Genomic DNA, 23,751 nt, shown 5'->3' with positions numbered 1-23,751 from the left:
GGCAACCCAGGGTCTGCCCGGAGATTGGATTGCGGCGAAAACCCGGCAATTTTCGGGAGGAATTGCGGCTCGAGCTGTCTGGCGGTTTTGGCGGGCAAGAAAAAGCGCCGGGTCTGAACCCGGCGCCGGAGATGATCAGCAGTTGTTCGTCGTGGTGCCGGAACCGTCGGTCGAACCGCTGGTTGCCGAAGGTGCGCCACCGACACCCGTCGTGTCGCAGCCGCCTTTGCTCGTGCCGTTTCCGGTCGTCATGCTCTTGGAATCCGTGCTGCCCGTGGTCGTCCCATCGTTGGCGCTATTGGACGGCGTTTTGGACGGTGTGTTGGACGGCGTCTGGCCGGTTGTGCCGCTGCTCGTTCCGGATGCAGCGCCTGCGCCAGACGCGCCGGAACCTGCGGATCCACCGGATGCACCTTGAGCGAATGCCGATGTTGCAAGGCCAAGCGTCAGCGTGGCAATCGTCACAAGTTTCATCATCGAAAATTTCCTTTGTTCGCTTCACGTCAGGGTTAACCGGCGTCGGCGTCCAAGGTTGCCTGATGCTGCCGATTTAGTGTCATTGCGTTGATCCTCGATGCGTGAGACGCCCCCGGCCGCACTCCATTCGAACTTGCGAAAACGCAAATATTAAACAACCCTGTGTTCCGGGCAACGTGTTGTTAATACTCGCTATGGTGTTATCGGGTCGGTTTCCGAAAAATGGTGGGATCCCGCATGCGCGGGAGTGAGCGGGGCAGGGTGCACACGAAGAGCGAACGCCTGGAAAGCAAGTTTCTGGAGCGGGCCTGCGCCCGCATCGTGGATCTCCCCGAACCCGCCTATATCAAGAACTGCCGGCTCGCATACGTCGCCGTCAACCCCGCCTATGCGGCCATGGTCGGCGCTCGCCCGGAGGAGCTCGTCGGCCAGACAAGCCGCAGCCTCGGCAGCGATGGCGAAAAGGACGAGCGCAAGGAAAAGGAATGCCGCGCCCTGGTGTTCGGTGCCGAAGAAAAGGCGCTGGCGTTCAACGCCGACGGGATCTTTTCCCACGAGATCCATATTGAACGGTTTCTGACGGAAGACGATCAATCCTACGTCTTCGGCCATTTCCTGCCGGTCGGCGCTGCATCGCGCCCAACGGGTAATGGCGTCCCCGCGCCGCTCGAGACGACGGCGAAGCCGTTTTCGCTGTTTGAGAACGGTCTTCTCGACGACGCGATCGACATGCTCGAAATGGGCATCGGCATCTACGACCGCGACAATGTGCTCGTTTACTGCAATTCGCAGCTTGTCGACCATTTCGATGCCTGCGGCATCGTCATCAAGCCGGGCATAGCGCTGGAGGACATCATCCACCGCGCCTATGATCAGCGGGAACGTGCCGCAAGCGGCAATGCGTCCGTAACGCTTGCGCCGCGCGAGAAGTGGGTGGAACAGCGTCTCCGTGCCTTCCTCGTTCCCTATCACGAGCGGATCGACAAGCTGCCGGATGGTCGCTGGATGCGCAGTCTCAACAAGCGGCTGGAAAACGGCCTGCTGATCGCCATCCGCCACGACGTCACCGACTTCAAGGACCAGGAGATGCTGCTGCGCAGCCAGGTGGCGGAAACCGGGCTTTTCCGCGCCATCCTGGAAGACCTGCCGGCCCCCGTGTTCGTTCGCAACGAAAAGCACGAGCTGACCTATGCCAACCACGCCTACGAGCAAATGCTGGGCAGCGAACGGGAAAACTATCTCGGCAAGACGGAAGCCCAGATGTTTCCCTGGGCGGCGGAGCGGTTCTGGAACGAAAACGCCCGCGTGCTGGACGGCGAGGCGATCGACAAGTCGGAGGATATGACCTTCCCGGACGGTTCGGTCATTCCGGTTCTTACACGCCTGCGCTCGATCGAGGTCGACGACGGCAGCCGCTATCTGGTCTGCTCGCGCACGGACGTGTCGCTGATCAAGGAAGCGCAGCAAAAGGCGGAAAAGGTCAGCCAGGATCTGCAGACGATCCTGTCGGCCCAGCCCGTCGGCATCGGTATTCTCGATGCGGATCTGGTGTTCGAATACGCCAACCCCGCCTTCTATACATCCTGGGATACGGACAAGCGCTTCGATCTCGCCGGCCGTTCCTACCGGGATTTCATGAAGGTCAATTACGACAACGGTATCTATGCCGGCTCGGACCTGGATTTCGATGCGATCTACAATGCCCGCATCGCCGCACTGACAGCCAGCAACGATCATCCGCCGATCGAGATCCGCACCCATGGCGGTCATTACCTGCTGATCTCCGGCACGCAGCTGACCGATGGCAAGATCCTCATCAGCCATACCGATATCACCGCGATGCGCCAGCGCGATGCGGACATCCGGCAAGCGCAGGAAGCGCTGCAGAAACACGGCGCGCTGATGCGCGACGCAACCAGCGCAATGTCTCAAGGGCTGCTCATCCTGCACGACGGCGCGATTATCTTTTCAAACGATGCGCTTGCCGCCATTCTGGAGATGCCGGCCGACATGCTGTCGATCGGCAAAAGCTGGCGCAACGTCTTTGGCTACTGCGCAAAACGCGGCGATCTTGGCGATGCGCGTACCTCGACCGCGGCGCTGCGCGAATGGGAAGCAAGCGTTGCCTCTGGAGAACCGGTATTTACCTCGTTCCGCGTCGAGGACCGCCGCTGGATCCAGCTCGAGGCCCGCCCGACCGGGGACGACCACTGGCTTGCCGTCTTCACGGATGTCACCGAGAGCAAGGAACGCGAGGCGGACCTGACGCGCCTGCTCAACCGGGCGGAAGCGGCCGACCGGGCGAAGTCGGAATTCCTCGCCAACATGAGCCACGAGATCCGCACGCCGATGAACGGCGTGCTCGGCATGGCCGAACTGCTTGCGAAATCGAGCCTCGATACCCGCCAGAAGACCTTCGTCGACATCATCGTCAAATCCGGCAATGCGCTTTTGACGATCATCAACGACATTCTCGATTTTTCCAAGATCGATGCCGGCCAGATGAAGCTGCGCAAGGCGCCGTTCGATCCTGTTGAGGCAATCGAGGACGTGGCGACGCTTCTGTCGTCGGCCGCCGCCGACAAGGATATCGAACTGATCGTCCGGGGCGAGGTTTCGGTGCGCGAAACGGTCCTCGGCGATGCCGGCCGTTTCCGCCAGATCGTTACCAATCTGGTCGGCAATGCCGTCAAATTTACCGAAAAGGGCCATGTCTTCATCGACTTGAAGTCGCGGCCGATCGATGGTGACCAGCTGATGCTGTCGATCCGCATCGAGGATACCGGCCTTGGCATTCCCGAAGAAAAGCTTCGGTCGGTGTTTGAAAAGTTCAGCCAGGTGGATACGTCGTCCACCCGCCGTCATGAAGGCACGGGGCTCGGCCTTGCGATCACCTCCGGTCTGGTCGAGCTGTTCGGCGGCTCCGTCGAGGTCGAGAGCGAGCTTGGCCGTGGTTCGGTCTTTACCGTCAACCTGCCGTTTGCCGTGGTTGCCGAACGCAAGATGGAAGTGACGCTGCCGGTCAGCACCAGCGGCGCCCGCGTCCTCGTGATCGACGACAATGCCGTCAATCGCCGCATCCTCACCGAACAGTTGAGCATGTGGGGCTTCGAGACCGTGGCCGCTGAAGACGGGGCTGAAGGCCTCGCCTTCCTGCAGGAAGCCGCTAGGCTCGGCATCGTCATCGATACGGTCGTGCTGGATTATCACATGCCGGAGATGAACGGGTTCGACTGCGCCAAGGCGATCCGGCGCGACAGGCGCTTCGATTTCACCGGCATCGTCTTCCTGACGTCGATGGACATGGCCAATGACGAGACGATGTTTGCCGAGCTCAATGTTCAGGCGCATCTGATGAAGCCCGCCCGCGCAGCCCTTTTGCGCAGCACGATCATCGACGTCGTCCGCGTCATCCGCACCCGGCGCCGCGCATCCGGGCAGGCGGTGCCGCTCATTGCGTCGTTTACTCCAGCCGTCGACACAGCTGGCTCAAAGCCTGCAGAACCGGTGGCGCAACAAAACACCGTCGCTCCCATCGTCAAACCAACGCTCGATGTTCTCGTGGCTGAGGACAACGAGGTCAACCAGATCGTCTTTACCCAGATCCTGCAGATGACCGGCTGGCTGTTCCAGATCGTCAAGAACGGCGCGGAAGCGGTCGAGGCCTGGCAGAAGTACGATCCGGCGGTGATCATCATGGACGTGTCGATGCCGGTGATGAACGGGCATCAGGCGACCCGCAAGATCCGCGAACTCGAAAACTCGACCGGCACGCATGTCCCGATCATCGGCGTCACCGCCCATGCGCTCGAAAGCGACCGCGAACTCTGCTTCCAGGTCGGCATGGACGATTATTTGTCGAAACCGATCAGTCCCGAAGCGCTTGAGAACAAGATCCGCCACTGGCTGGACGGCGCCGTCGTCGTTTCGGCGCTGGATGGCAACTGAGGTCTTAGAGCCTCAGTCCTTGCGTCCGCGCAGCATCTCGCGCTTGCCCGCAAAGCCGGGCTGGCGCTCCACGGTGAAACCCGCGGCCGCCAGATTGCGGCGGACGAAGCCTGCCGCCGCATAGGTTCCGAACGTGCCGCCCGGGCGGGTGCGGTCGAAAAGTGCCTGCATCAGCTCCGGCGACCACATGTCGGGATTCCGCGACGGCGCGAAGCCATCGAGGAACCAAGCGTCGAAGTCTGCCTCTTCAGCCGTGACGCCGTCGAGCGCTGGACCGCAGACAACCGTCAGCGTCGTCTGGTCGTCGAGGTCGATGGTGATCCGGCCGCTCGGCTCATCCGGCCACGCAGCCGTCAGTGCCTGCCGTTGAGCATCGATTTCCGGCCACCGCGCCAGCGCCCGCCCGATCTCGTCGCGTTGCATCGGGTAGAGCTCGAACGATGTGAAATGCAGCCGTGTGCCGGGTTTGCGGAAAAGCTCCCACTGGCGCCAGGTCTCGCAGGCATTGAGGCCGGTGCCGAAACCGAGTTCGCCGATCCGGAACGTGTCTCCAGCTGGCGACATCTCGTTCCAGCGCTCCGGCAGGCCGTTTCCGGCCAGAAACACATGGCCGCATTCCAGGCGGCCATCGGTGCGGCAATAAAAGTGGTCGCCAAATTCCGTCGAATACGGCATATCGCCGTCATGCCAATCAAGCGCCGGGGCTTCAGGCGTGGCGTCGTCTTTTACAATTTCGGGATCGTGATTGCTCATGGAAGATGCGGATAATCCTCGAGGTCCCCGGGGTCAATCGCCAGCGATGCCGCATCTCCCCGGCGATCATGTCGATCTCCTGATCATCGGCGGCGGCATCATGGGCATCTGGGCTGCGGTCAAGGCGGAACGGCTCGGCATCCGAACCCTTTTGGTCGAAGCCGGACGGTTGGGGCAGGGTGCCAGCGGCGGCATTCTGGGTGCGCTGATGTCGCATGTGCCCGACCGCTGGAACGACAAAAAACAGGCGCAGTTCGATGCGCTGGTCGCCCTCGAAGACGAAGTTTCTAGGCTTGAAGGCGAGACCGGGCTGTCCTGCGGTTATCGCCGCTCCGGTCGGCTGATCCCGCTGCCGAAGCCGCATCTCAGACCCATCGCCCTACGCCATCAGCAGGAGGCGGAGGTCAACTGGCGGCACGACGGCGATCCGTTCCACTGGCATGTGCTCGATGCGTCGCCTTTCGACGGATGGCCGGACCCGGCCTTTACCGAAGCCGGCATCGTGCACGACACGTTTGCCGCCCGCGTTTCCCCGCGCCATCTGATGGCTGCGCTGGCGGCCTTCCTTGGCAAAGCCCGGCACGTGCGCCTGGTCGAAGGACTGCAGGCGGAGCGGATCGACCCCGTGGCAAACCGCGTCGAGTTTTCCGATGGACGCTCGATCGGTTTTGGCCATTGCATGATTGCGGCCGGTCCGCAGTCGTTTCCGCTGCTCGGGCCCCTGTCTCCATCCATCTCGGTTCCGCTGGGACAGCCGGTGAAGGGGCAGGCGGCGCTGCTGAAGGCCGATATCGATCCGTCGCTTCCGATCCTGTTTCTCAACGGGCTCTATGTGATCGCCCATGACGATGGCCACGTGGCGGTCGGCAGCACCAGCGAGGAGGAATTCGACGCGCCGTTTGCCACCGATGCCAAGCTCGACGATCTCCTGGTCCGCGCCCGCGCGCTCGTGCCGGCACTTTCCGGTGCGGAAGTGGTGGAGCGCTGGGCCGGGCTACGGCCGAAGGCGATCGGTCGGGAGCCGATGGTCGGTCCGCATCCCGACCATCCGCGCGTCATTGCTCTCACCGGCGGCTTCAAGGTCAGCTTCGGGCTTGCCCACAGGCTTGCAGATGCTGCGCTCGGTTTCGTCATCGGCCAGAAGCACTCGCTACCCGAGAGTTTTATACTTTCGGATCATCTTGCGGTTGCTACGCGTTAAACGCGCGTTTCGGCCCTTTCTCGTCGTTAATCTGTCACGCAAATCGCGTAACCCAATTCGTGGGGTTGATGAGCATGCGTGAATAAACGAACAGGGGCAGAAAAGGTGACGCATGCGCTACGCACTCTATTTTACGCCACCTGCGCATGATCCGCTGACGCTTGCCGCGGCGCAATGGCTAGGCCGCAGTGCCTATTCCGGCGAGGCGATGGAGCCGCCCGAGATCTGCAACCTTGGTTTGCACGAGATCGCCTATCATACCGCGCTGCCGCGCCGCTGCGGTTTTCACGCCACGCTCAAGGCGCCGTTCCGGCTCGCTCCTGCTATTACCGAACAGATGCTGCTGCGCGATCTGATGCACTTTGCGGGATCGCATGATCCTTTCGAACTGCCGCTTCTCGAAGTGGCGCGTCTCGGCAATTATTTCGGGCTCGTTCCGGCTGTGCCTTGCGAGCGGATGCGGTTTCTCGCCTGCGCCGTCGTGCAGGAATTCGATGCGTTTCGGGCGCCGCTCTCGGAAGGCGAACTCGAACGCGCCGATCCCGGCGATCTTTCGGCGCCGCAGTTTTCCAATCTCTATCGCTGGGGCAACCCATACGTGATGGAAGAATACCGCTTCCACATGACATTGACCGGCCCGATGACAGCGGCCGAGATGCCGCGTTTCGAAACCGCCTTGCGCGCCCATTTCAACCCGTATCTGCTGCGTCCCCTGGAAATCGCCAATATCGCGCTGTTCGTCGAGAATGAGCCCGGTGCGCCGTTCCATGTGCATTCGCTGCATCCGATGGGGCGCGTTTCCGCCCGCAAGATCGCCTGAGCGATCACGTTCCGTCTCGACATCGGCGGAAAGGCTGGGCTACCTTCCACAAGAGATAATCGAGGTGGACCATGCCCATAACCATAAAAGACTACCCCCGCGATCTCGTCGGCTACGGCCGCCACACGCCTGATCCGAAATGGCCCGGCGGCGCCAATATCGCCGTGCAGTTCGTGATCAACTACGAAGAGGGCGGCGAAAGCTCGATCCTCGACGATGATCCGGCGTCGGAAAACCTCTTGTCGGAGATCGTCGGCGCCGCCGCCTGGCCGGGGCAGCGCAACCTCAACATGGAATCGATCTACGAATACGGTTCGCGCGCCGGCTTCTGGCGGCTGCACCGGCTGTTTACCGAACTCAACGTGCAGACCACCGTTTACGGCGTGACGCTTGCCATGGCCCGCAACCCTGAGGCTGTCGCTGCGATGAAGGAAGCTGGCTGGGAAATCGCCAGCCACGGTTACCGCTGGCTCGAATACAAGGATTTCGACGAAGCGCGGGAACGCGAACACATAATCGAAGCGGTGCGGCTGCATACGGAGCTTACCGGCGAACGTCCCTACGGCATGTATCAGGGCAAGCCATCCGACAACACGCTGAAGCTCGTCATGGAAGAGGGCGGTTTCCTCTATTCGTCCGACAGCTACGCCGACGATCTGCCCTATTGGGTTCCCGGGTTGGATGGCAAGCCGTTCCTGATCATCCCCTATACGCTGGAAACCAACGACATGCGCTTTGCCACGCCGCAGGGTTTCAACACCGGCGATCAGTTCTTCACCTATCTAAAGGATGCGTTCGACACACTTTACCGGGAAGGCGAGGAGGGGGCGGCAAAGATGCTGTCGGTCGGCCTGCATTGCCGCCTCGTCGGGCGCCCAGGCCGCGTGGCGGCGCTGCGCCGGTTCATGGAATACGTGCTCTCCCACGACAAGGTCTGGCTGCCGCAACGCATCGAGATCGCCCGCCACTGGCATGCCCATCACAAGCCCTCAGATGTGTCGGCCCCAAGCACGGTGGCTGCACGATGACCGCCCGCAACGATTTCGTCGCGACCTTCGGCGGCGTGTTCGAACATTCGCCCTTTATCGCCGAGCGCGCCTATGACGGCGGCATGATCTTCGTGCCTTTGACGGCGAAGGGCGTGCATGAAGCGATGGTGGCGGTCTTTCGCGCCGCGGACCGGCAGGAGAAGCTCCGCATCCTCAACGCCCATCCGGATCTCGCCGGAAAACTCGCCATCGCCGGCGGACTGACCGAAGAGAGCAAAAGCGAACAGGCCGGCGCCGGGCTCGATCGTCTGAGCCCAGATGAGCACGCACGCTTCACCGAACTCAACGCCGCCTATGTCGCCAAATTCGGCTTCCCCTTCATCATCGCCGTGAAAGGCCTGACCCGTGACGACATCCTCGCCGCCTTCGAGACCCGCGTCGGCAACGATGCGGACCAGGAATTTGCGACCGCCTGCGCCCAGGTGGAAAGGATCGCGCATCTGCGGTTGCTTGCGCTTTTGCCGGAGACGTGAGGCGTTTGCTTTTCCCTTGCCTGTCCTTCGCCTATAGTGACCGCAACAGGAGTTCTCGCCCTCATGAGACCGTCGGAAGTGCTGGAGAAAAACCGTGTGGCTATCCGCGAAGCGACGAAACGCTTCAATGCGGCGAACCCGCGCGTCTTCGGTTCGGTGGCGCGGGGTGAGGATCGTCCGGATAGCGATATCGACATCCTCGTCGATGCACTGCCCGGCACAACGCTGTTTGATCTCGGCGGATTGCTGGAAGAGCTGAAAGAGATGATGTCGGGCACCGATGTCGACCTTCTCACACCCGGGGATCTTCCCGAGCGCCTGCGCGAGCGGATACTGCGGGAAGCCAAGCCTGTATGAGCATCGAGCGGCTCCAGACCTACATCGATGAAATGCTTGAGATCGGGCAGGAGATCCGGACGTTTGTCGCAGGCATGACCTATGAGGACTTCGCCGGCAATATTCTCGCGCAGCGGGGCATCGGGATGAACCTGCTGATGATCGGCGAAGCCTCCATGCAGCTTGCCAAGGAGTTTCCCGAATTCGTGGCCGACCATCCGGATATCCCGTGGATCAAGATCCGCGGAATGAGAAACCGCATCGCGCACGGCTATCGCAGCATCAATGTGGAAACTCTGTGGGATACGGTTCAGACATCCATTCCCGACCTTCTCGACCAACTCCACTCTCTGCGCAACTTCCATGCCCAAGGCGAATGATTTGACCGACCCCGAAACCCTCCACATCCTCCCGCTCACCAAAGCAGCCTTCGCAGCCTATGGCGATGTGATCGAGGCCGATCCGGCGACGATGCGGCTGATCAACAACGGCACGACGGAGCGCTATCACGGGCTTGCCTCACCAGTTGTGGTCGGGCCGGCCGAGCGGCTGATCTTCAACATTTTTCGCGGCCAGCCGCGGAGTTTTCCGCACGAGGTCGGGATGATGGAGCGGCATCCGTTCGGCAGCCAGAGTTTCATGCCACTCTCCGGGCGGCCGTTTCTGGTGGGCGTTTCCGACGACGAGGACGGCCGGCCGGGGCGTCCGAAAGTCTTTCTGGCGCAGCCGCATCAGGGCGTGAACTATTTCGCCAATACCTGGCATCATCCGCTGATGGCCCTAAGCGAGGTCAGCGACTTCCTCGTCGTCGACCGGGACAACACGGCGGCAAACCTCGAGGAATTCTTCTTCGACAAACCCTATCGCATCACGGAGCCCAGCCTATGACCGGCCTCACCACCCATGTGCTCGATACCGCGAGCGGTGCGCCTGCCTCGGGGCTCGTCATCGACCTCTACCGCATCGACGGCGACGTTCGCGAAAAACTCATGACGGTCACGACCAATGCCGATGGCCGCATCGATGACGGACCGATCCTTTCCGGCGACACCTTCATTGTAGGAACCTACGAGCTCGTCTTCCATGCCGGCGATTATCTGCGTGCCCGCGGTGTCTCGCTGACCGAGCCGGCATTTCTCGACGTCATCCCGATCCGCTTCGGCATGTCCGATGTCTCGGCCCATTACCATGTGCCGCTGCTGATCTCGCCCTATGGCTATTCCACCTACAGGGGAAGCTGATGCGCTTTGCAGCGATCGCCGATATTCACGGAAACTGCGCCGCACTCCAGGCGGTGCTTGACGATATCGCCAGCCTCGGCATCCGCGACATCGTCAATCTCGGCGATTGTTTCAGCGGCCCGCTGGAGGCGGACCGGACCGGTGACCTGCTGCTGCTTCTCGATGAGGCCGCAGCGCAGACCGTGCGCGGCAACCACGATCGCTACCTCCTGGAAACGCCACCCGACGCCTTGGCGGCCTCGGATCGGCACGCGCACGGGCAGCTGGCACGGCGGCATTTCGAATGGCTGCGCAAACTGCCGGTCAGCATGGTCTGGCGCGACGACGTTTACCTCTGCCACGCGACGCCTGAGAACGACAATCTCTACTGGCTGGAAACGGTGTCTGCGGACGGCCACGTGACGCTGCGGCCGCAAGCCGAGATCGAAGCGCTGGCCGACGGCATCGCGCAGTCGCTGATTCTTTGCGGTCACAGCCATGTGGCCCGTGTCGTCCGGCTCTCCGATGGCCGGCTGATCGTCAATCCCGGCAGCGTCGGCCAGCCCGCCTATGACGACGATGCCCCCGTCTATCACAAGGTCGAAACGGGCCATGCACTGGCGTCCTACGCGGTGATCGAAAAGACCGACAAAGGCTTCGTGCCGACACTGCGCACCGTGGCCTACGACCACATGGCAATGTCCCGGCTCGCCGCGAAAAACGACCGTCCCGACTGGGCAAGTGCACTCGCGACCGGCAGGGTGTGAGGGTCAGTCGGGCCGCGCCCATCCCCTTCAATTCTCTATCCACCGCTAAAATTCCGACGGAAACCATTCCGCAAGGCTTCTTCCAGATACTCCCCTGCGACGAGACAGGGGATGATTCGATGGCTCAATCACGCGCAAAACCGGCTGCGAAACGCAAGCGCAGCGCCGGGACCAAACGCTCTTCCTCGCGTTCGGGCGGTTCGCTCTGGCTTTGGGGGGCAGCCCTTGTCGTGGTCGGCGGCTCGATCGCGCTCTACGATCATTCGACTGCCGCGCACCGCTTCGTGAGCAGTCTCACCTCTTCAAAGCCCGTTCAGACAGCCTCGAAGCCGGTGCCGCGCGATGACAATCCGGTACCGCCCAAACCGGTCGTCGCCGCAGCACCTCTGCAGCGCCCGGTCACGCCGCGGCCGGCCGCTGTGCTTGACCAGAGCCAGACGGCCGCGATCATTCCGCCGGCGCCGATCGGCAAGCCGGGGCTCGACGCGGTTGCCGCACAGTCGGCGGCTCAGCCGGGGGCGCCGAGAGTGGGCGAAAAGCTCGCCGGCGCCTATGAGGCAAAATTCTTTCTCTGCGGCACCGCCAAGCAGGACGACTGCGTCGTGTCCGCCGACCGGTTCGTCTTCCATGGCCAGAAGATCCGGCTGGTCGGCGTCGAAGTCCCCAACATCGCCAAGCCCCGCTGCGAGGCCGAGCGGATCAAGGCGAGCGATGCCAAGCTTCGAGTCCGCGCATTTCTCGATTCCGGCCCGTTCGACCTGGCGAGCTGGCGCGGCAACGACGCCGCGGTCGATGGTCACCAGTTGCGCGAAGTCACCCGCAACGGCCGCTCGCTTGCCGATATCCTCGTCAACGAGGGATTGGCGAAGCGCCCGGGCGCCGGCAAGTCCGGCTGGTGCTCCTGAGCCTCAGCCGCTTTTCGCCGTGGCCTCCGCCTTACTTCGGAGGCTGGCCGTTGGAGGCAGAGATTCCACCATCGACCGGCAGGTTGACGCCCGTCACGAAGCGCGCATCGTCGCTCGCCAGAAACGCGATCACGGCGGCGACATCGGCCGGCTCGCAGGGGCCTTCCAGCGCAAAGCGCGCGTTGAACTGGGCCAGCCGTTCCTGGTTGTCCATGATGCTGTCCGTCATGCCGCTGCGGGTCAGGCTCGGGCAGACCGCGTTGACGCGGATGCCGTCCTTGCCGTGATCCAGCGCCATCGTCCGGGTGAGATTGACGACACCACCCTTGGCGGCATTGTAGGCCGCCATGCCCCAGTCGCCACCGGTGCCGGAAACAGACGCGACGTTGACGATCGAGCCTCTGGTCGTCTTCAAATGCGGGATTGCCGCGCGGCTTGCGAAGAACACGCCGTCGAGATCGGTCGCCATCACCTTGCGCCAGTCGCTGGTCGACAGCGATGACACATCGCCCTGCACCGCTACACCTGCATTGTTGACGAGAGTGTCCACGCGACCGAACGTCTTGACCGCGGCCTCGACCAGATCGTTCACCTGGTCCTCGTCCGCCATGTCGCAGGCCTGCACGAGAACGCGGTCCGTGGGGTAGGGCGCTGCAACCGCCTCGAGCTTTTTGGGGGTGCGGCCGGCGATCACGACGAAGGCGCCCTCATCCAGAAACCGTTCTGCGGTCGCCTTGCCGATGCCCGATCCCGCGCCCGTGACGATGACGACTTTTTCGCTGAAGCGCTGCATGAAATTCTCCTTGTAAGCGATGCTGTTAGGGCCATCCTCCAAGGCTTCGAACGGGCAGGAACGGGGCGCGGTTCCACCGGCAGACGCGGCGAATATGCGATTGTTCGCATTTTATTAATATTGTTAGCAAAGACTGACGGACGGGACACATCGAAATCAGATGGCAGGCGTTGAGGGAGCGAACTACATCGGAGGCGAACATGGCTTTGTATCAGCGTACCGTGCTTGTCGTAGAAGATGAGCCCCTAATCCGGCTGCATCTGGCAGACACTTTGGAGGATGCCGGCTATACGGTTCTCGAGGCATCGAACGTGCTCGAGGCGGTGGCCGTCCTTGGGCAGTCCCGATCCGTTGACGCGGTCATTACCGATATCGACATGCCCGGCGCCCTCGACGGTTTCGACCTGATGAAGCTGATCTGCAGCTGCTACCGGGATACCGCCGTCATCGTCACGTCAGGCGGTCATGTCCTGTGCGAAGCCGAGCTTCAACCCGGCTGCGCGTTCATTCCCAAACCCTATGACCTGCCGAAAATGCTCGACATGCTCGCGGCACGGATTGCCCAGGCCTCCACGCGGTCGTCCCAGGCATGGCCCTGCGGCAGATTGTGGGCCTAGGCTCAGAAGAAGAAATCAGAACCTCACGTCGGCGATGATATCGCGGCCGCAGGTCTGGATGTCTCGCTTGCCGCACAAGGCCATCGAGATGTCCATCTCCTTGCGGATGATTTCGAGTGCTGCGGTGACGCCCGGCTTGCCCATCGCGCCGAGGCCGTAGAGGAAGGGGCGGCCGATATAGGTGCCCTTGGCCCCCAGCGCCACGGCTTTCAGCACATCCTGACCGGAGCGGATGCCGCCGTCGAAATGCACCTCGATGCGGTCGCCGACGGCGTCGACGATCTTCGGCAGCATGCTGATCGAGGAGGGGGCGCCGTCCAGCTGGCGGCCGCCGTGGTTGGAGACGATGATCGCATCGGCGCCGGTATCGGCTGCGGCGCGTGCGTCTTCCTCGTCGAGAATGCCCTTGATGATCAGCTTGCCGCCCCACAGGTCCTTGATCCAGCGGATATCGTCCCAGGAGAGGCGCGGGTCGAACTGTTCGGCGGTCCAGGCACCAAGCGACGACAGGTCCGAAACGTTGCTCGCATGTCCGACGATATTGCCGAAACCGCGACGCTTGGTGCGCAGCATTTCCAGGCACCATTGCGGCCTGGTCGCCAGCTGCAGGGCACTGTTGAGCGTCCACTTCGGCGGCGCCGACAGGCCGTTTCTGATGTCCTTGTGGCGCTGGCCGAGGATCTGCAGATCGGCGGTGACGACCAGCGCCGAGCAGCCGGCCTGCTTGGCGCGGCCGATCAGCCGTTCGATAAAGCCACGGTCTTTGAGCACATAGAGCTGGAACCAGAATGGCTTGGTGGTGACCGAGCGCACATCCTCGATCGAGCAGATGCTCATGGTGGACAGCGTGAAGGGAACGCCGAATTCTTCGGCCGCCTGCGCCGCCAGCATCTCGCCATCGGCATGCTGCATGCCGGTCATTCCGGTTGGCGCGAGTGCCACGGGCATCGCCGCTGCCTGTCCCACCATCGTCGTTGCCAGCGACCGGTTGGTCATGTCGACAAGCACCCGCTGGCGCAGCTTGATCCTGGAAAAGTCTTCCTCGTTGGCACGGTATGTGCCTTCGGTCCAGGCACCGCTATCGGCATAATCGAAGAACATCTTGGGCACACGACGGCGAGCCATGGTCTTCAGATCGGCAATGGTCAGCGGCTTGGACATGCGCAAAACTTCCTCCTCGATGGTTGTCCGACAACTACCATATCCGGGCGACCTTGCCAGCGGAAACGTCGGTTTGGGGGAGCAGTTTTCTCAACTGCACCGCAGGTGTCGCGCCACAACGGAAAACGGGCGGCCAAGGCCGCCCGTCGTAGTTTACTCAATCTGTGGTCGGGTTTTGTGGATGGGCCTCAGAATTCTTCCCAGGACTGGGCCTGTGCCGCGGCCGATGACGAACCGCCGCCGAAGGCTGAAGCGATGCGGTTGCCGAGTGCTCGTGCCGGCGATGGTGTCTGGCGCGAGGCCTCCGATACGGCCATCGGAGCCGACGGAGCATGGCCGCGACGGCCGTTCGATGTGGAGCGGTTTTCGCCCTGGCCGAGGTTGAAGCGCGACAGGAGGTCGTTCAGCGAGGCTGCTTCCTTGGCAAGCGAGTGGCTGGCCGCTGTCGATTCTTCCACCATGGCGGCGTTCTGCTGGGTGCCCTGGTCCATCGTGTTGACCGCCGTGTTGATCTCCTGCAGCCCGACCGCCTGTTCGCGCGCGGAGTCGACGATCGCGTTGACGTGGCGGTTGATCTCCTGAACTTCGGCGACGATGACTTCCAGCGCCTTGCCGGTCTCGCCGACGAGGTGGACGCCGGAGCGGACATGCTCGCTCGATGCGGTGATCAGTTCCTTGATCTCCTTGGCGGCCTTGGCAGACCGCTGTGCGAGTTCGCGGACTTCCTGTGCGACGACGGCAAAACCCTTGCCCGCTTCACCGGCACGCGCGGCTTCGACACCGGCGTTCAGGGCCAAAAGGTTGGTCTGGAAGGCGATTTCGTCGATGACGCCGATGATGCTGGAGATCTCGCCCGAGGACTTTTCGATCCCCTGCATGGCGGTAACCGCATCGCGGACGACTGCGCCGGAACGCTCGGCACCGGCACGGGCCTTGGTGACGAGGTTGCCGACTTCTTCGGCGCGCTTGCTGGAATCCTTCACCGTGGTGGTGATCTGCTCCAGGGCGGCTGCGGTTTCTTCGACCGAAGCGGCCTGCTGTTCGGTGCGCTTGGACAGATCGTCGGCGGCCGCACGGATCTCATTGGCGCCGCCGTCGATGCCGCGGGCATTGTTGCCGACGGCCTGCAGGGTTTCCTGAAGGTTGGCAACCGAATCGTTGAAGTTGTTGCGCAGTGCATCGAGATGCGCGACGAACGGCGTGTCGAGGCGGTAGGCGACATCACCCTGTGCAAGCTTCGCCAGTCCGCCGGCAAGCTGGTCCACTGCGAACTGGGTGTCAGCTGCGTCCTTTGCCTTCTGCGCGTCGCGTTCGATGCGTTCGCGATCGGACAGGCTGCGGTTGGCATCGGCTTCGCGTTCGAGGCGGATGCGCTCCAGCGCGTTGTCGCGGAACACGGCAACGGCTGCCGCCATGGCGCCAAGCTCGTCGCGGCGATCCTGACCTTCGACAGGGGCCTCCGTCTCACCGCGTGCCAGCGATGCCATGCGTTCGCGAAGGCTGGCGATCGGCTTGGTGATGCCCTTCGTCGCGATGATGAGTGAGGCGATGATGCCAAGGGCAAAGATGACGACCAGCGCTGCGAGCGTCTTTAAAATGAGGGCATTGGTGGTCTCGGTCATCTCGTCGCTGGTCTGGGCAATGCCCTTGTTGAAGCGATCCAGCAAAGTGACCATGTCCCTGCCGAGCGGCATGATTTGAAGGTCCGCCTGCGCAAGCAGCGCGCGGGCCTCTTCGTCACGATCGGAGGAGCCGGCCTCGACGGCCTTGTCGATCAGTGCAAGGGCTTCCTTGACACGGATGGCGATGCCGTTGACCTCAGGCATTTTCGACGCCAGTCCTGCCTGAACGGTGTCGAGGCGCATCAGCAGAGCCGTCTTGCTTTCCTTGTAGAAAGCTATTGCAGTCGTCATGGCCGGGTCGGTGCGTGAGTATGTAAGAATTTGATAGGCGGCGTAGCCTGAGGCGGCCAGGTTGCGGTTGACGCGCACAAATTCCACGGCCGCAACGTTGTCCGAAGAGATGAAATCCGAATAGCTGGTGTCGGCGGCCTTGTAGCGGCTTGCAACGAAGCTTGTGGCACTCAGTCCGACGACGCAGAGCGGGATGAGCACAGACAGTATTTTGGTGCGAATACTCGCGTTTTTCAGAAACGACATATATCCCTCGTGGAGGTCCAAAGAAGCCGTCATTCCATCAGCTTTGCTGGTGCCGGCCGGGAGGGCTGGGGCAAATGCATAAACTGACCGATTGGTCCGGCGAACTAACGTGGCATGACAGCTGCGCTCTGCCTTCATGGCTGCCAGTGGATGTTCTGTCAGGGAACAGGGGTAATAAGTTATAGTTTAAATACAATTAAATAGAGATATTACTGCAAACATGCAGCGATTGCGGGATCTTTTCTTAATGTTTCTTGCGCAGGTTGCGCATGGCGGTGATGTTCGTATGTCATTTCGCGGCGTTGCCGCTCACGCGTCGAGCCCCGTCTTCATCGCCTTGCCCGCAACATAGGTTTCCACCACCGCGCGGTCGTCGCCCATGGTCTGCAGCAGGAACAGCTCTTCGGGCAGGGTCTTCACCGTTTCCATCCGAAGCCGCATTGCGGGTGTCGATCCGGCGTCGAGGATGACGAGGTCGGCCATCGATCCGATGTCGAGCGTGCCGATGTCGGCCTCCATGCCCAGCGCCTCCGCATTGCCGCGGGTAATCAGGTAGTAGCTTTCGAGCGGATTGAGACGTTCGCCCAGCAGTTGCTGGATCTTGTAGGCCTCGTCCATGGTCTTCAGCATCGAATAGCTGGAACCGCCGCCGATATCGGTCGCGACGGAAACACGGACGGGCTTTTCGCGCCTCCTCAAGGCTTTCAGCGGAAACAGGCCGGAACCGAGGAACAGGTTGGAGGTCGGGCAATGCACGGCAATGCTGCCGGCTTCCGACAGCGTATCTGCCTCACGCTCGGAGAGATGGATGGCGTGGCCGAGCAGCGTCTTTTTCCCCAGCAGGCCGTAACGGGCATAGATGTCGGTATAGTCCGTCGCTTCCGGATAGAGCTCGGCAGTATACTTGATTTCGTCGTGGTTTTCCGAGAGGTGCGTCTGGATGAACAGGTCGGGGAATTCCTGCGCCAACGCTTCCGCCGCCTTCATCTGGCCCGGCGTCGAGGTGATGGCAAAGCGGGGCGTGATGGCGACGTGGTTGCGGCCCTTTCCGTGCCATTCGGCAATCACGGCTCTGGTTTCGTCATAGCCCATCTCGGCGGTATCGAGCAGGCCCTGCGGCGCATTGCGATCCATCATCACCTTGCCGCCGACCATGCACATGTTGCGCTTCATCGCCTCGGCGAAAAAGGCGTCGGCGGAAGTCTTGTGGACGGAGCAATAGGCAACCGCCGTCGTCGTGCCGTGGCGCAGAAACTCGTCGTAGAAATGGGTGGCGATGCGCGTCGCGTGATCGCTTTCGACGAAGCGGCATTCCTCGGGGAATGTATAGGTATTGAGCCATTCCAGCAGATTTCCGGCATAGGACGCGATCACCTGCATCTGCGGAAAATGCACATGGGTATCGATCAGGCCCGGCAGAATGAGGTGCGGCCGGTGATCGATCTCTTCGACGTCGGCCGTCGCCTGCGCCTTGACCTGCGCGTAGTCGCCGGTTGCGGTGATCCGGCCGCCGGAGACCAGCAGGGCGCCGTCGTGCTCGTACAGATAGCTGTCGGTGTCGGTCATCGCGAGGGGGGCGCGCTTGAACGACAGGAGGCGGCCGCGGATCAGGGTATCGGTCATCTAAAACTCTATTTCGACGCTATCGCACTTTCATACCACGCAACGAGAAGACGGCGCTCCTCGGGGCTGATGGCGGACACGTTGCCTGGCGGCATGGCGTGGCTCCGGCCGGCCTGGATATAGATCTCGCGGGCGTGGGCGGCAATCTCCGCATCGGTTTCCAGTTTCACCGATTTCGGCGTGAATGTGATGCCCTCCCAGACCGGTTCTGCTGCATGGCACATCGAACAGCGCCCCTGAACGACGTTGCGCGCCGCGACGAAATGCGTGTCGGATGCGAATGTCTGCTGGATCGGCGTCATGGCCGATGCGCTCGATATCTCGGTCTCGCCGGTCAGCACTTTCGGCACCGTCGAAAGCCACATGATGGTGATGAACAGGAGCACCGTCACCAGCCAGGTCCAGGTCGGCTTGCCCTTGCGCGCATGTGTTGTGTTGAACCAGTGCCGGATCGTCACGCCCATCAGGAAGATCAGCGCCGCGATCACCCAGTTGAAATGGGTGGCAAACGCCAGCGGATAATGGTTCGACAGCATGAAGAAGATGACGGGCAGGGTCAGGTAGTTGTTGTGCAGCGAACGCTGCTTGGCAATCGCGCCGTATTTCGGATCGGGCGTGCGCCCGGCGATCAGGTCGGCGACGACGATGCGCTGGTTGGGCATGATGATCATGAAGACGTTGGCAGACATGATCGTGGCGGTGAAGGCGCCGAGATGCAGGAAGGCCGCCCGGCCGGAAAAGATCTGCGTGTAGCCCCAGGCCATCGCGACCAGAACCACATAGAGAATGCCCATCAGCGCCCAGGTATTCTTGCCGACAGGCGATTTGCACAGCTGGTCATAGATGACCCAGCCGATACCGAGTGACGCCAGCGAAAGGCCGATCGCCTGCAGGGATGACAGGTCCATCACCGTGCGGTCGATCAGGAACAGGTCTGCGCCGCCATAATAGACGATGCACAGCATCACGAAGCCGGAGAGCCAGGTGGCGTAGCTTTCCCACTTGAACCAGGTCAGGTGCTCCGGCATCTGCGCCGGCGCCACCAGGTATTTCTGGATGTGATAGAACCCGCCGCCATGCACCTGCCATTCCTCGCCATAGGCGCCGACGGGAAGATGTGCCCGCTTCACCAGCCCGAGATCAAGCGCAATGAAGTAGAAGGACGAGCCGATCCAGGCGATCGCAGTGATGACGTGAAACCAGCGCGCTGCAAAGCTCAGCCATTCCCAGGCGATCGCGTATTCGTACATTCCGTGTGTTCCCGATTCAGTTCCCCTGCAGCGCACTTTGGGCAAAAAAGGATCGAGAGGGAAGAGGGGCGGACGCCGCCGTCATTCCGATACAGATCATATGGCAATGAGGGGAGCGGGCGAGGTTGCCGTGCCCGTCCATCCGGACTAGCTTTCGAGCGTATCAGGATCGAGGAGCTACCCATGAGCGAAACCGCAGAACCCCATCATGCCTCGTGCCACTGCGGCGCGGTGCGCTTGCGGGTCAGGTTGTCGGATGGGTTCAACACGATCCGGCGCTGTGACTGCTCGTTTTGCCGCATGCGGGGAGCCGTCGTTGCCTCTGCGCTGCTGAGCGATCTCACCATCCTTGAAGGCGAGGACAGCCTGACGCTCTATCAGTTCAATACGGGGACTGCGAAACACTATTTCTGCAAGACCTGCGGCATCTATACCCATCACCAGCGGCGCTCAAATCCGGAGCAGTTCGGCATCAATGTCGCCTGCATCGAAGGTGTCAGTCCGTTCGATTTCCCCGAAGTGACGGTCATGGACGGCGTCCGTCATCCGGCCGATACGGGTGCCGATCCAAATTCGGGGATTGCAGGTGTCCTCAGATACTCGACATCCTGAGGCTGTCAGACAGCGGCAGTAACCCGTCCCAGGCGTGTTTCCGGATCAAGGCAGACCTGGTTGCGGCCCCGCATCTTGGCGGCGTAGAGCGCCAAGTCGGCGCGCCGGTAGAGGTCGGCGGCGCTATCGCCGCTGTCGCCGGACGCGATGCCTGCAGAAAACGTGTAGCGGAAGCTCTGCTGTTCCGCGACGGGCCGCGAGTGACGCACCGCCTCCAGCATCTTGCCGACGATCGTCAGCGCGTTTTCCGGTGATGCATTGGGCAGGATCAGCACGAATTCCTCGCCGCCGACACGGCCGAGTACGTCGGTCTTTCGCACATGGCTGTGCAGTGTCTTGGCAAAGTCCTTCAGCACCGCATCGCCGACCGAATGGCCGAAACGGTCGTTGATATATTTGAAATTGTCGATGTCGAGCACGGCCAGGCATCCGGCCGGCTGCGACGGCGCGCCACCTTGCGAGCGCAACAGATCGTCGATCTTTGCCATCGCGAACCGCCGGCTTGGAATGCCGGTCAGTTCGTCGATCTGGGAGACCCTGATCGCGTCGTCGCGGTCCTGCCGGAGCGTTCTTTCGTCGGGGCGCATCGAGGTGATGTCACTTGCAACGCACAGCATCCAGCCGTTCGGCTGCATGGTTTCCGTCATCCAGAGCCAGCGGCCGTCGTGAAGGTCGGTTTCGTAGGCGCGAAAGCCGGTCTTGCCGCGCCGCGAAAGGGTGGAGCGCAGCCATGTCTCGAAATCCGTCGCCTTGATGACCGTGCCGCGCGCTGACAGGAAATTGCGGCGCATCATCTCCGACCAGAGCGGATTTTCGGTCTCGTCGAGGCACCAGGCGTCCCGGAACGCACGATTGGCGAAACGTAGCCTGTCGTCCTGATCGAACACTGCGATCAGGACGCCTGCAACTTCCATCAGCCCGGCCATCTGCCGCAGCGTCGCGTCGTCGTTCAAGGCCATGATGTCCCAGAATGTGAGTCTCTGTCTGCGTATTTCTTAGCTGTTACTTATGAATGATCGGTTAGGCAATTTGTTTCAACCCGCGGTATACGCGGTTGAGCAGCAGCAGTGACCGTGCAGTGGTGACAAATCATTTTTGCGCCCTATCTTAGCGTCAACTGCAATTTTCAGAGTTTCCCTTGCTCATCGCCGATCTCGACGAACACGCCGCCCTTCTCGATCGTCTCGAGGCCCTCGAAGCCTACGACATCATGGATTCTCCGTCTGAACCGGAGTTCGACGGGATCGTCCAGATCGCCACCGCGCTTTGCAAGGCGCCGGTGGCGCTTATCAGTCTTGTCGATGCGGAACGCCAGTGGTTCAAGGCGCGTGTCGGGTTCAGCCCGTCTGAAACGCCGCTCTCCCAGTCGGTCTGCCGCCATGCGCTCGCCAGTTCCGATCTTCTGATCATTCCCGATCTCAAGGACGATCCGCGCACGCGCGACAACACGCTGGTGACCGGCGAGCCATTCATCCGCTTTTACGCGGGCGCACCGCTGATCACGCCCGACAATATCACCATCGGCAGCCTCTGCGTCATCGACAGTGTGCCGCGGCCGCACGGTCTCGACAACGAACAGCGCGAAGGACTGCGCGCGCTTGCAGGCCAGGTGATTGCGCTGTTTGAAGCGCGCCGGCTGTCGCAGCGCAAGGACGATCTGTTTCGCCGGCAGAAGAGCCTGACATCGCATATGCGGGCCGCTGCAAACGAGACGCTGGCTGCCCAGGAGGCTGGCGGCGTCGGCACGTTCGAAGTGGATATCGAGACCGGTCAGGCCAAGACGTCGCCGGCCTTTTGCCGCATCTTCCATCTGCCCGTCGCACCAATCTATCCGTCCTCCCTGTTTGAGGGAATGGTCGTGGAGAGCGACCGGGGCTTGCAGTCGAGCGACCTCGGCCGTCGGGAGGCCACGGATTCGCTCGACGTCGAGTATCGCATCAACACGGATGTCGGAATCCGCTGGATTTCGCGCACCGCCAGTTTCGTTCACGACGAGAGCGGACGGCCGATCAAGATGATCGGTGCGGTGAAGGACGTCACAGTCATCAAGCGGGCGGCCGCCCGCGTCCAGGCTCTGCTCGATTTCGGCGACCGTCTCAATCATCTGACCGACACAGAGTCCATGGCGATGGCGGCGGCCGACCTGATGGCCAAGGCACTGGATGCCACCCGCGCCGGTTTCGGCATCGTCAACCTTGCTGACGAGACGGTGCTGATGCAGCCGGAATGGACGGCGCCCGGTGTCGTGTCTCTTTCCGGCCGGCATCACTTCCGTGATTACGGCTCGTTCATCAACGATCTGAGGCTTGGCAACCCCGTCGTCATCCCCGATGTCACGCAGGACCCGAGAACCCGCGACAATGCGCAGGCACTGCTGGATCTCGATATCCGCGTCCTCGTCAATGTGCCGATCATGGATCAGGGGCGTTTCAATCTGGTCGTGTTCGCCCATCACACACATCCCTATGCGTGGAGCACCGAAGAACTGGCTTTCTTGCGCAGCTTTGGCGATCGCATCCAGGCAGCGATTGCCCGCGTGCATGCCGAGGCCGAACAGATGGTTTTGCAGCGTGAGCTCGGGCACCGTCTGAAAAACACGCTTGCCATGGTGCAGGCCATCGCCTCCCAGACCCTGCGTCCGGTCAAGGAGCGCAACCACGTGGACGCTTTCGAGCGTCGCCTGCATGCGCTGAGCACCGCGCACGAAATCCTTCTCGAGCGTAACTGGAGCAGTGCCCCCGTTTCCAACGTCGTTGAAAAGACGCTCGACCGTCTCTCCGTGCGCGAGCGGATCGACATCGTCGGCGATCCGATCATGCTTGGACCCAAGGGTACGCTGTCGCTGTCGCTCGTGCTGCACGAGCTCGCCACCAACGCGATCAAGTATGGCAGTCTCTCCAACACGACAGGCCGCGTTGCCATCAATTGGCACGTGGAAGGCGAGGGCGATCTTTCGTCGTTCAACTTCAGCTGGCAGGAAAGCGGCGGGCCCCAGGTTGCCGAACCGCAGGCCAATGGGTTTGGATCGAAACTTATTCGTATGGGACTGGCCGGAACAGGCGGCGTTAGCGTTCGTTATGAACCATCGGGCTTCGTCGCCCAGATGCACGCGTCTCTCCCTCAGCTCCAGCAGGCAGATATCTGAATGGGATCACATACCCCGCCTTCAAGGCACGTCGTACTCGTAGTTGAGGACGAACCGCTGCTCTTGATGATGGCGACGGACCTCGTAGAAGAAGCCGGTTTCGAAGCCGTCGAGGCTCGAAGTGCCGATCAGGCAGTCGAAATTCTCCAGGACCGTAAGGATATCCGCATCGTCTTTACCGACATCGATATGCCGGGCAGCATGAACGGAATGCGGCTGGCCGCCATGGTGCGCGACCGCTGGCCGCCGATCGAGATCATCATCGTGTCCGGCCATGTGAAGCTCGGCAAGGACGATATGCCGGCCCGCAGCGTGTTCTACAGCAAGCCCTACGATGCCGCCAAGATCGCCGCCCAGCTGCACCGGATGGTCTCGCACCTCTGAATACCTGCCTGAGTGTTGGTTCCTTAAGAAAAATCTAATAGGCAAGTTGTGCGCCGCA

At 61.7% G+C, this 23,751-nt stretch carries 23 protein-coding genes; 15 read left to right on the top strand and 8 right to left on the bottom strand.

What is annotated here, in order from left to right; all coding sequences use genetic code 11:
• Positions 1-135 precede the first annotated feature (135 nt).
• A complete protein-coding gene (locus tag IFT66_RS09010) occupies positions 136-477 on the bottom strand; it encodes a hypothetical protein (protein WP_062455440.1) in 342 nt (113 codons plus the stop codon).
• Positions 478-714: 237 nt separating this feature from the next.
• Between IFT66_RS09010 and IFT66_RS09005 the strand changes: the two genes are divergently transcribed.
• Positions 715-4,425 (top strand): response regulator, encoded by a 3,711-nt coding sequence (locus tag IFT66_RS09005; protein WP_192077411.1) that lies wholly within the window; start codon positions 715-717, stop codon positions 4,423-4,425.
• A 12-nt stretch (positions 4,426-4,437) separates the two neighbouring features.
• On the opposite strand, the gene mnmD is transcribed toward IFT66_RS09005, so the two are convergent.
• Entirely contained in the window at positions 4,438-5,178 is a 741-nt protein-coding gene (mnmD, locus tag IFT66_RS09000; protein WP_192077410.1) for a tRNA (5-methylaminomethyl-2-thiouridine)(34)-methyltransferase MnmD, read from the bottom strand.
• On the opposite strand from mnmD, the gene IFT66_RS08995 reads away from it, so the two are divergent.
• From IFT66_RS08995 to IFT66_RS08950, 10 genes are all read left to right on the top strand, one after another.
• A complete protein-coding gene (locus IFT66_RS08995; protein WP_192077409.1) occupies positions 5,177-6,379 on the top strand; it encodes an NAD(P)/FAD-dependent oxidoreductase in 1,203 nt (400 codons plus the stop codon). The two genes, mnmD and IFT66_RS08995, sit on opposite strands and share 2 nt — an antisense overlap.
• 112 nt (positions 6,380-6,491) lie before the next feature.
• On the top strand, positions 6,492-7,199 hold the full coding sequence (locus IFT66_RS08990; RefSeq protein ID WP_192077408.1) for a DUF1045 domain-containing protein: 708 nt from the start codon (positions 6,492-6,494) through the stop codon (positions 7,197-7,199).
• A gap of 71 nt (positions 7,200-7,270) precedes the next feature.
• Positions 7,271-8,227: an allantoinase PuuE gene (gene puuE, locus IFT66_RS08985; RefSeq protein WP_199864796.1), complete on the top strand. Its 957-nt coding sequence runs from the start codon at positions 7,271-7,273 to the stop codon at positions 8,225-8,227.
• Positions 8,224-8,721: a 2-oxo-4-hydroxy-4-carboxy-5-ureidoimidazoline decarboxylase gene (gene uraD / locus IFT66_RS08980; protein ID WP_174196363.1), complete on the top strand. Its 498-nt coding sequence runs from the start codon at positions 8,224-8,226 to the stop codon at positions 8,719-8,721. Before puuE ends, uraD begins: the two co-directional genes overlap by 4 nt.
• A gap of 63 nt (positions 8,722-8,784) precedes the next feature.
• On the top strand, positions 8,785-9,078 hold the full coding sequence (locus IFT66_RS08975) for a nucleotidyltransferase family protein (RefSeq protein ID WP_062582764.1): 294 nt from the start codon (positions 8,785-8,787) through the stop codon (positions 9,076-9,078).
• The gene (locus IFT66_RS08970) at positions 9,075-9,437 is read left to right on the top strand and encodes a HepT-like ribonuclease domain-containing protein (protein ID WP_192077407.1); all 363 of its coding nucleotides are present in this window, start codon (positions 9,075-9,077) and stop codon (positions 9,435-9,437) included. The genes IFT66_RS08975 and IFT66_RS08970 overlap by 4 nt, the downstream gene beginning before the upstream one ends.
• A complete protein-coding gene (locus tag IFT66_RS08965; RefSeq protein ID WP_192077406.1) occupies positions 9,421-9,945 on the top strand; it encodes an ureidoglycolate lyase in 525 nt (174 codons plus the stop codon). Before IFT66_RS08970 ends, IFT66_RS08965 begins: the two co-directional genes overlap by 17 nt.
• Positions 9,942-10,298, top strand: coding sequence for a hydroxyisourate hydrolase (uraH, locus tag IFT66_RS08960; RefSeq protein ID WP_192077405.1), 357 nt, complete (start codon positions 9,942-9,944; stop codon positions 10,296-10,298). Before IFT66_RS08965 ends, uraH begins: the two co-directional genes overlap by 4 nt.
• Positions 10,298-11,044, top strand: coding sequence for a metallophosphoesterase family protein (locus tag IFT66_RS08955; RefSeq protein WP_192077404.1), 747 nt, complete (start codon positions 10,298-10,300; stop codon positions 11,042-11,044). Before uraH ends, IFT66_RS08955 begins: the two co-directional genes overlap by 1 nt.
• Positions 11,045-11,163: 119 nt before the next feature.
• Positions 11,164-11,949: a hypothetical protein gene (locus tag IFT66_RS08950; RefSeq protein WP_192077403.1), complete on the top strand. Its 786-nt coding sequence runs from the start codon at positions 11,164-11,166 to the stop codon at positions 11,947-11,949.
• A gap of 31 nt (positions 11,950-11,980) precedes the next feature.
• Here IFT66_RS08950 and IFT66_RS08945 read toward each other — a convergent pair whose 3' ends face one another.
• Positions 11,981-12,742 (bottom strand): SDR family NAD(P)-dependent oxidoreductase, encoded by a 762-nt coding sequence (locus IFT66_RS08945; protein ID WP_192077402.1) that lies wholly within the window; start codon positions 12,740-12,742, stop codon positions 11,981-11,983.
• A gap of 200 nt (positions 12,743-12,942) precedes the next feature.
• On the opposite strand from IFT66_RS08945, the gene IFT66_RS08940 reads away from it, so the two are divergent.
• Complete coding sequence (locus tag IFT66_RS08940) at positions 12,943-13,359, top strand: response regulator (RefSeq protein WP_249406410.1); 417 nt, start codon at positions 12,943-12,945, stop codon at positions 13,357-13,359.
• Positions 13,360-13,374: 15 nt separating this feature from the next.
• Here the strand turns inward: IFT66_RS08940 and IFT66_RS08935 are convergent, their stop codons facing one another.
• The 4 genes from IFT66_RS08935 to puuD form a co-directional block, all read right to left on the bottom strand.
• The gene (locus IFT66_RS08935; protein WP_192077401.1) at positions 13,375-14,520 is read right to left on the bottom strand and encodes an alpha-hydroxy acid oxidase; all 1,146 of its coding nucleotides are present in this window, start codon (positions 14,518-14,520) and stop codon (positions 13,375-13,377) included.
• 188 nt (positions 14,521-14,708) lie between these two features.
• The gene (locus IFT66_RS08930; RefSeq protein ID WP_192077400.1) at positions 14,709-16,679 is read right to left on the bottom strand and encodes a methyl-accepting chemotaxis protein; all 1,971 of its coding nucleotides are present in this window, start codon (positions 16,677-16,679) and stop codon (positions 14,709-14,711) included.
• 309 nt (positions 16,680-16,988) lie between these two features.
• Positions 16,989-18,302 carry a guanine deaminase gene (gene guaD / locus IFT66_RS08925; protein WP_192077399.1) on the bottom strand — a complete coding sequence of 438 codons (1,314 nt, stop codon included), beginning with the start codon at positions 18,300-18,302 and terminating at the stop codon, positions 16,989-16,991.
• 8 nt (positions 18,303-18,310) lie between these two features.
• Complete coding sequence (gene puuD, locus IFT66_RS08920; RefSeq protein WP_192077398.1) at positions 18,311-19,552, bottom strand: urate hydroxylase PuuD; 1,242 nt, start codon at positions 19,550-19,552, stop codon at positions 18,311-18,313.
• Positions 19,553-19,735: 183 nt separating this feature from the next.
• Here puuD and IFT66_RS08915 point away from each other — a divergent pair, with 183 nt between their 5' ends.
• Entirely contained in the window at positions 19,736-20,164 is a 429-nt protein-coding gene (locus tag IFT66_RS08915; RefSeq protein WP_184653653.1) for a GFA family protein, read from the top strand.
• A gap of 5 nt (positions 20,165-20,169) precedes the next feature.
• On the opposite strand, the gene IFT66_RS08910 is transcribed toward IFT66_RS08915, so the two are convergent.
• Positions 20,170-21,123, bottom strand: coding sequence for a GGDEF domain-containing protein (locus IFT66_RS08910; RefSeq protein WP_446737877.1), 954 nt, complete (start codon positions 21,121-21,123; stop codon positions 20,170-20,172).
• 179 nt (positions 21,124-21,302) lie between these two features.
• Here IFT66_RS08910 and IFT66_RS08905 point away from each other — a divergent pair, with 179 nt between their 5' ends.
• Both IFT66_RS08905 and IFT66_RS08900 read left to right on the top strand, forming a co-directional pair.
• Positions 21,303-23,309, top strand: a complete 2,007-nt coding sequence (locus IFT66_RS08905; RefSeq protein WP_192077397.1) for a GAF domain-containing protein — start codon at positions 21,303-21,305, stop codon at positions 23,307-23,309.
• Complete coding sequence (locus IFT66_RS08900) at positions 23,310-23,693, top strand: response regulator (RefSeq protein WP_184653649.1); 384 nt, start codon at positions 23,310-23,312, stop codon at positions 23,691-23,693.
• The last annotated feature ends 58 nt before the right edge of the window (positions 23,694-23,751 follow it).

It is taken from the genome of Rhizobium sp. CFBP 13726 (genome assembly GCF_014841925.1).
GTDB lineage: Bacteria > Pseudomonadota > Alphaproteobacteria > Rhizobiales > Rhizobiaceae > Neorhizobium > Neorhizobium soli.
The sequence above is the reverse complement of the archived record's forward strand: the minus strand, read 5'-3'. Positions and strand labels throughout refer to the sequence as shown.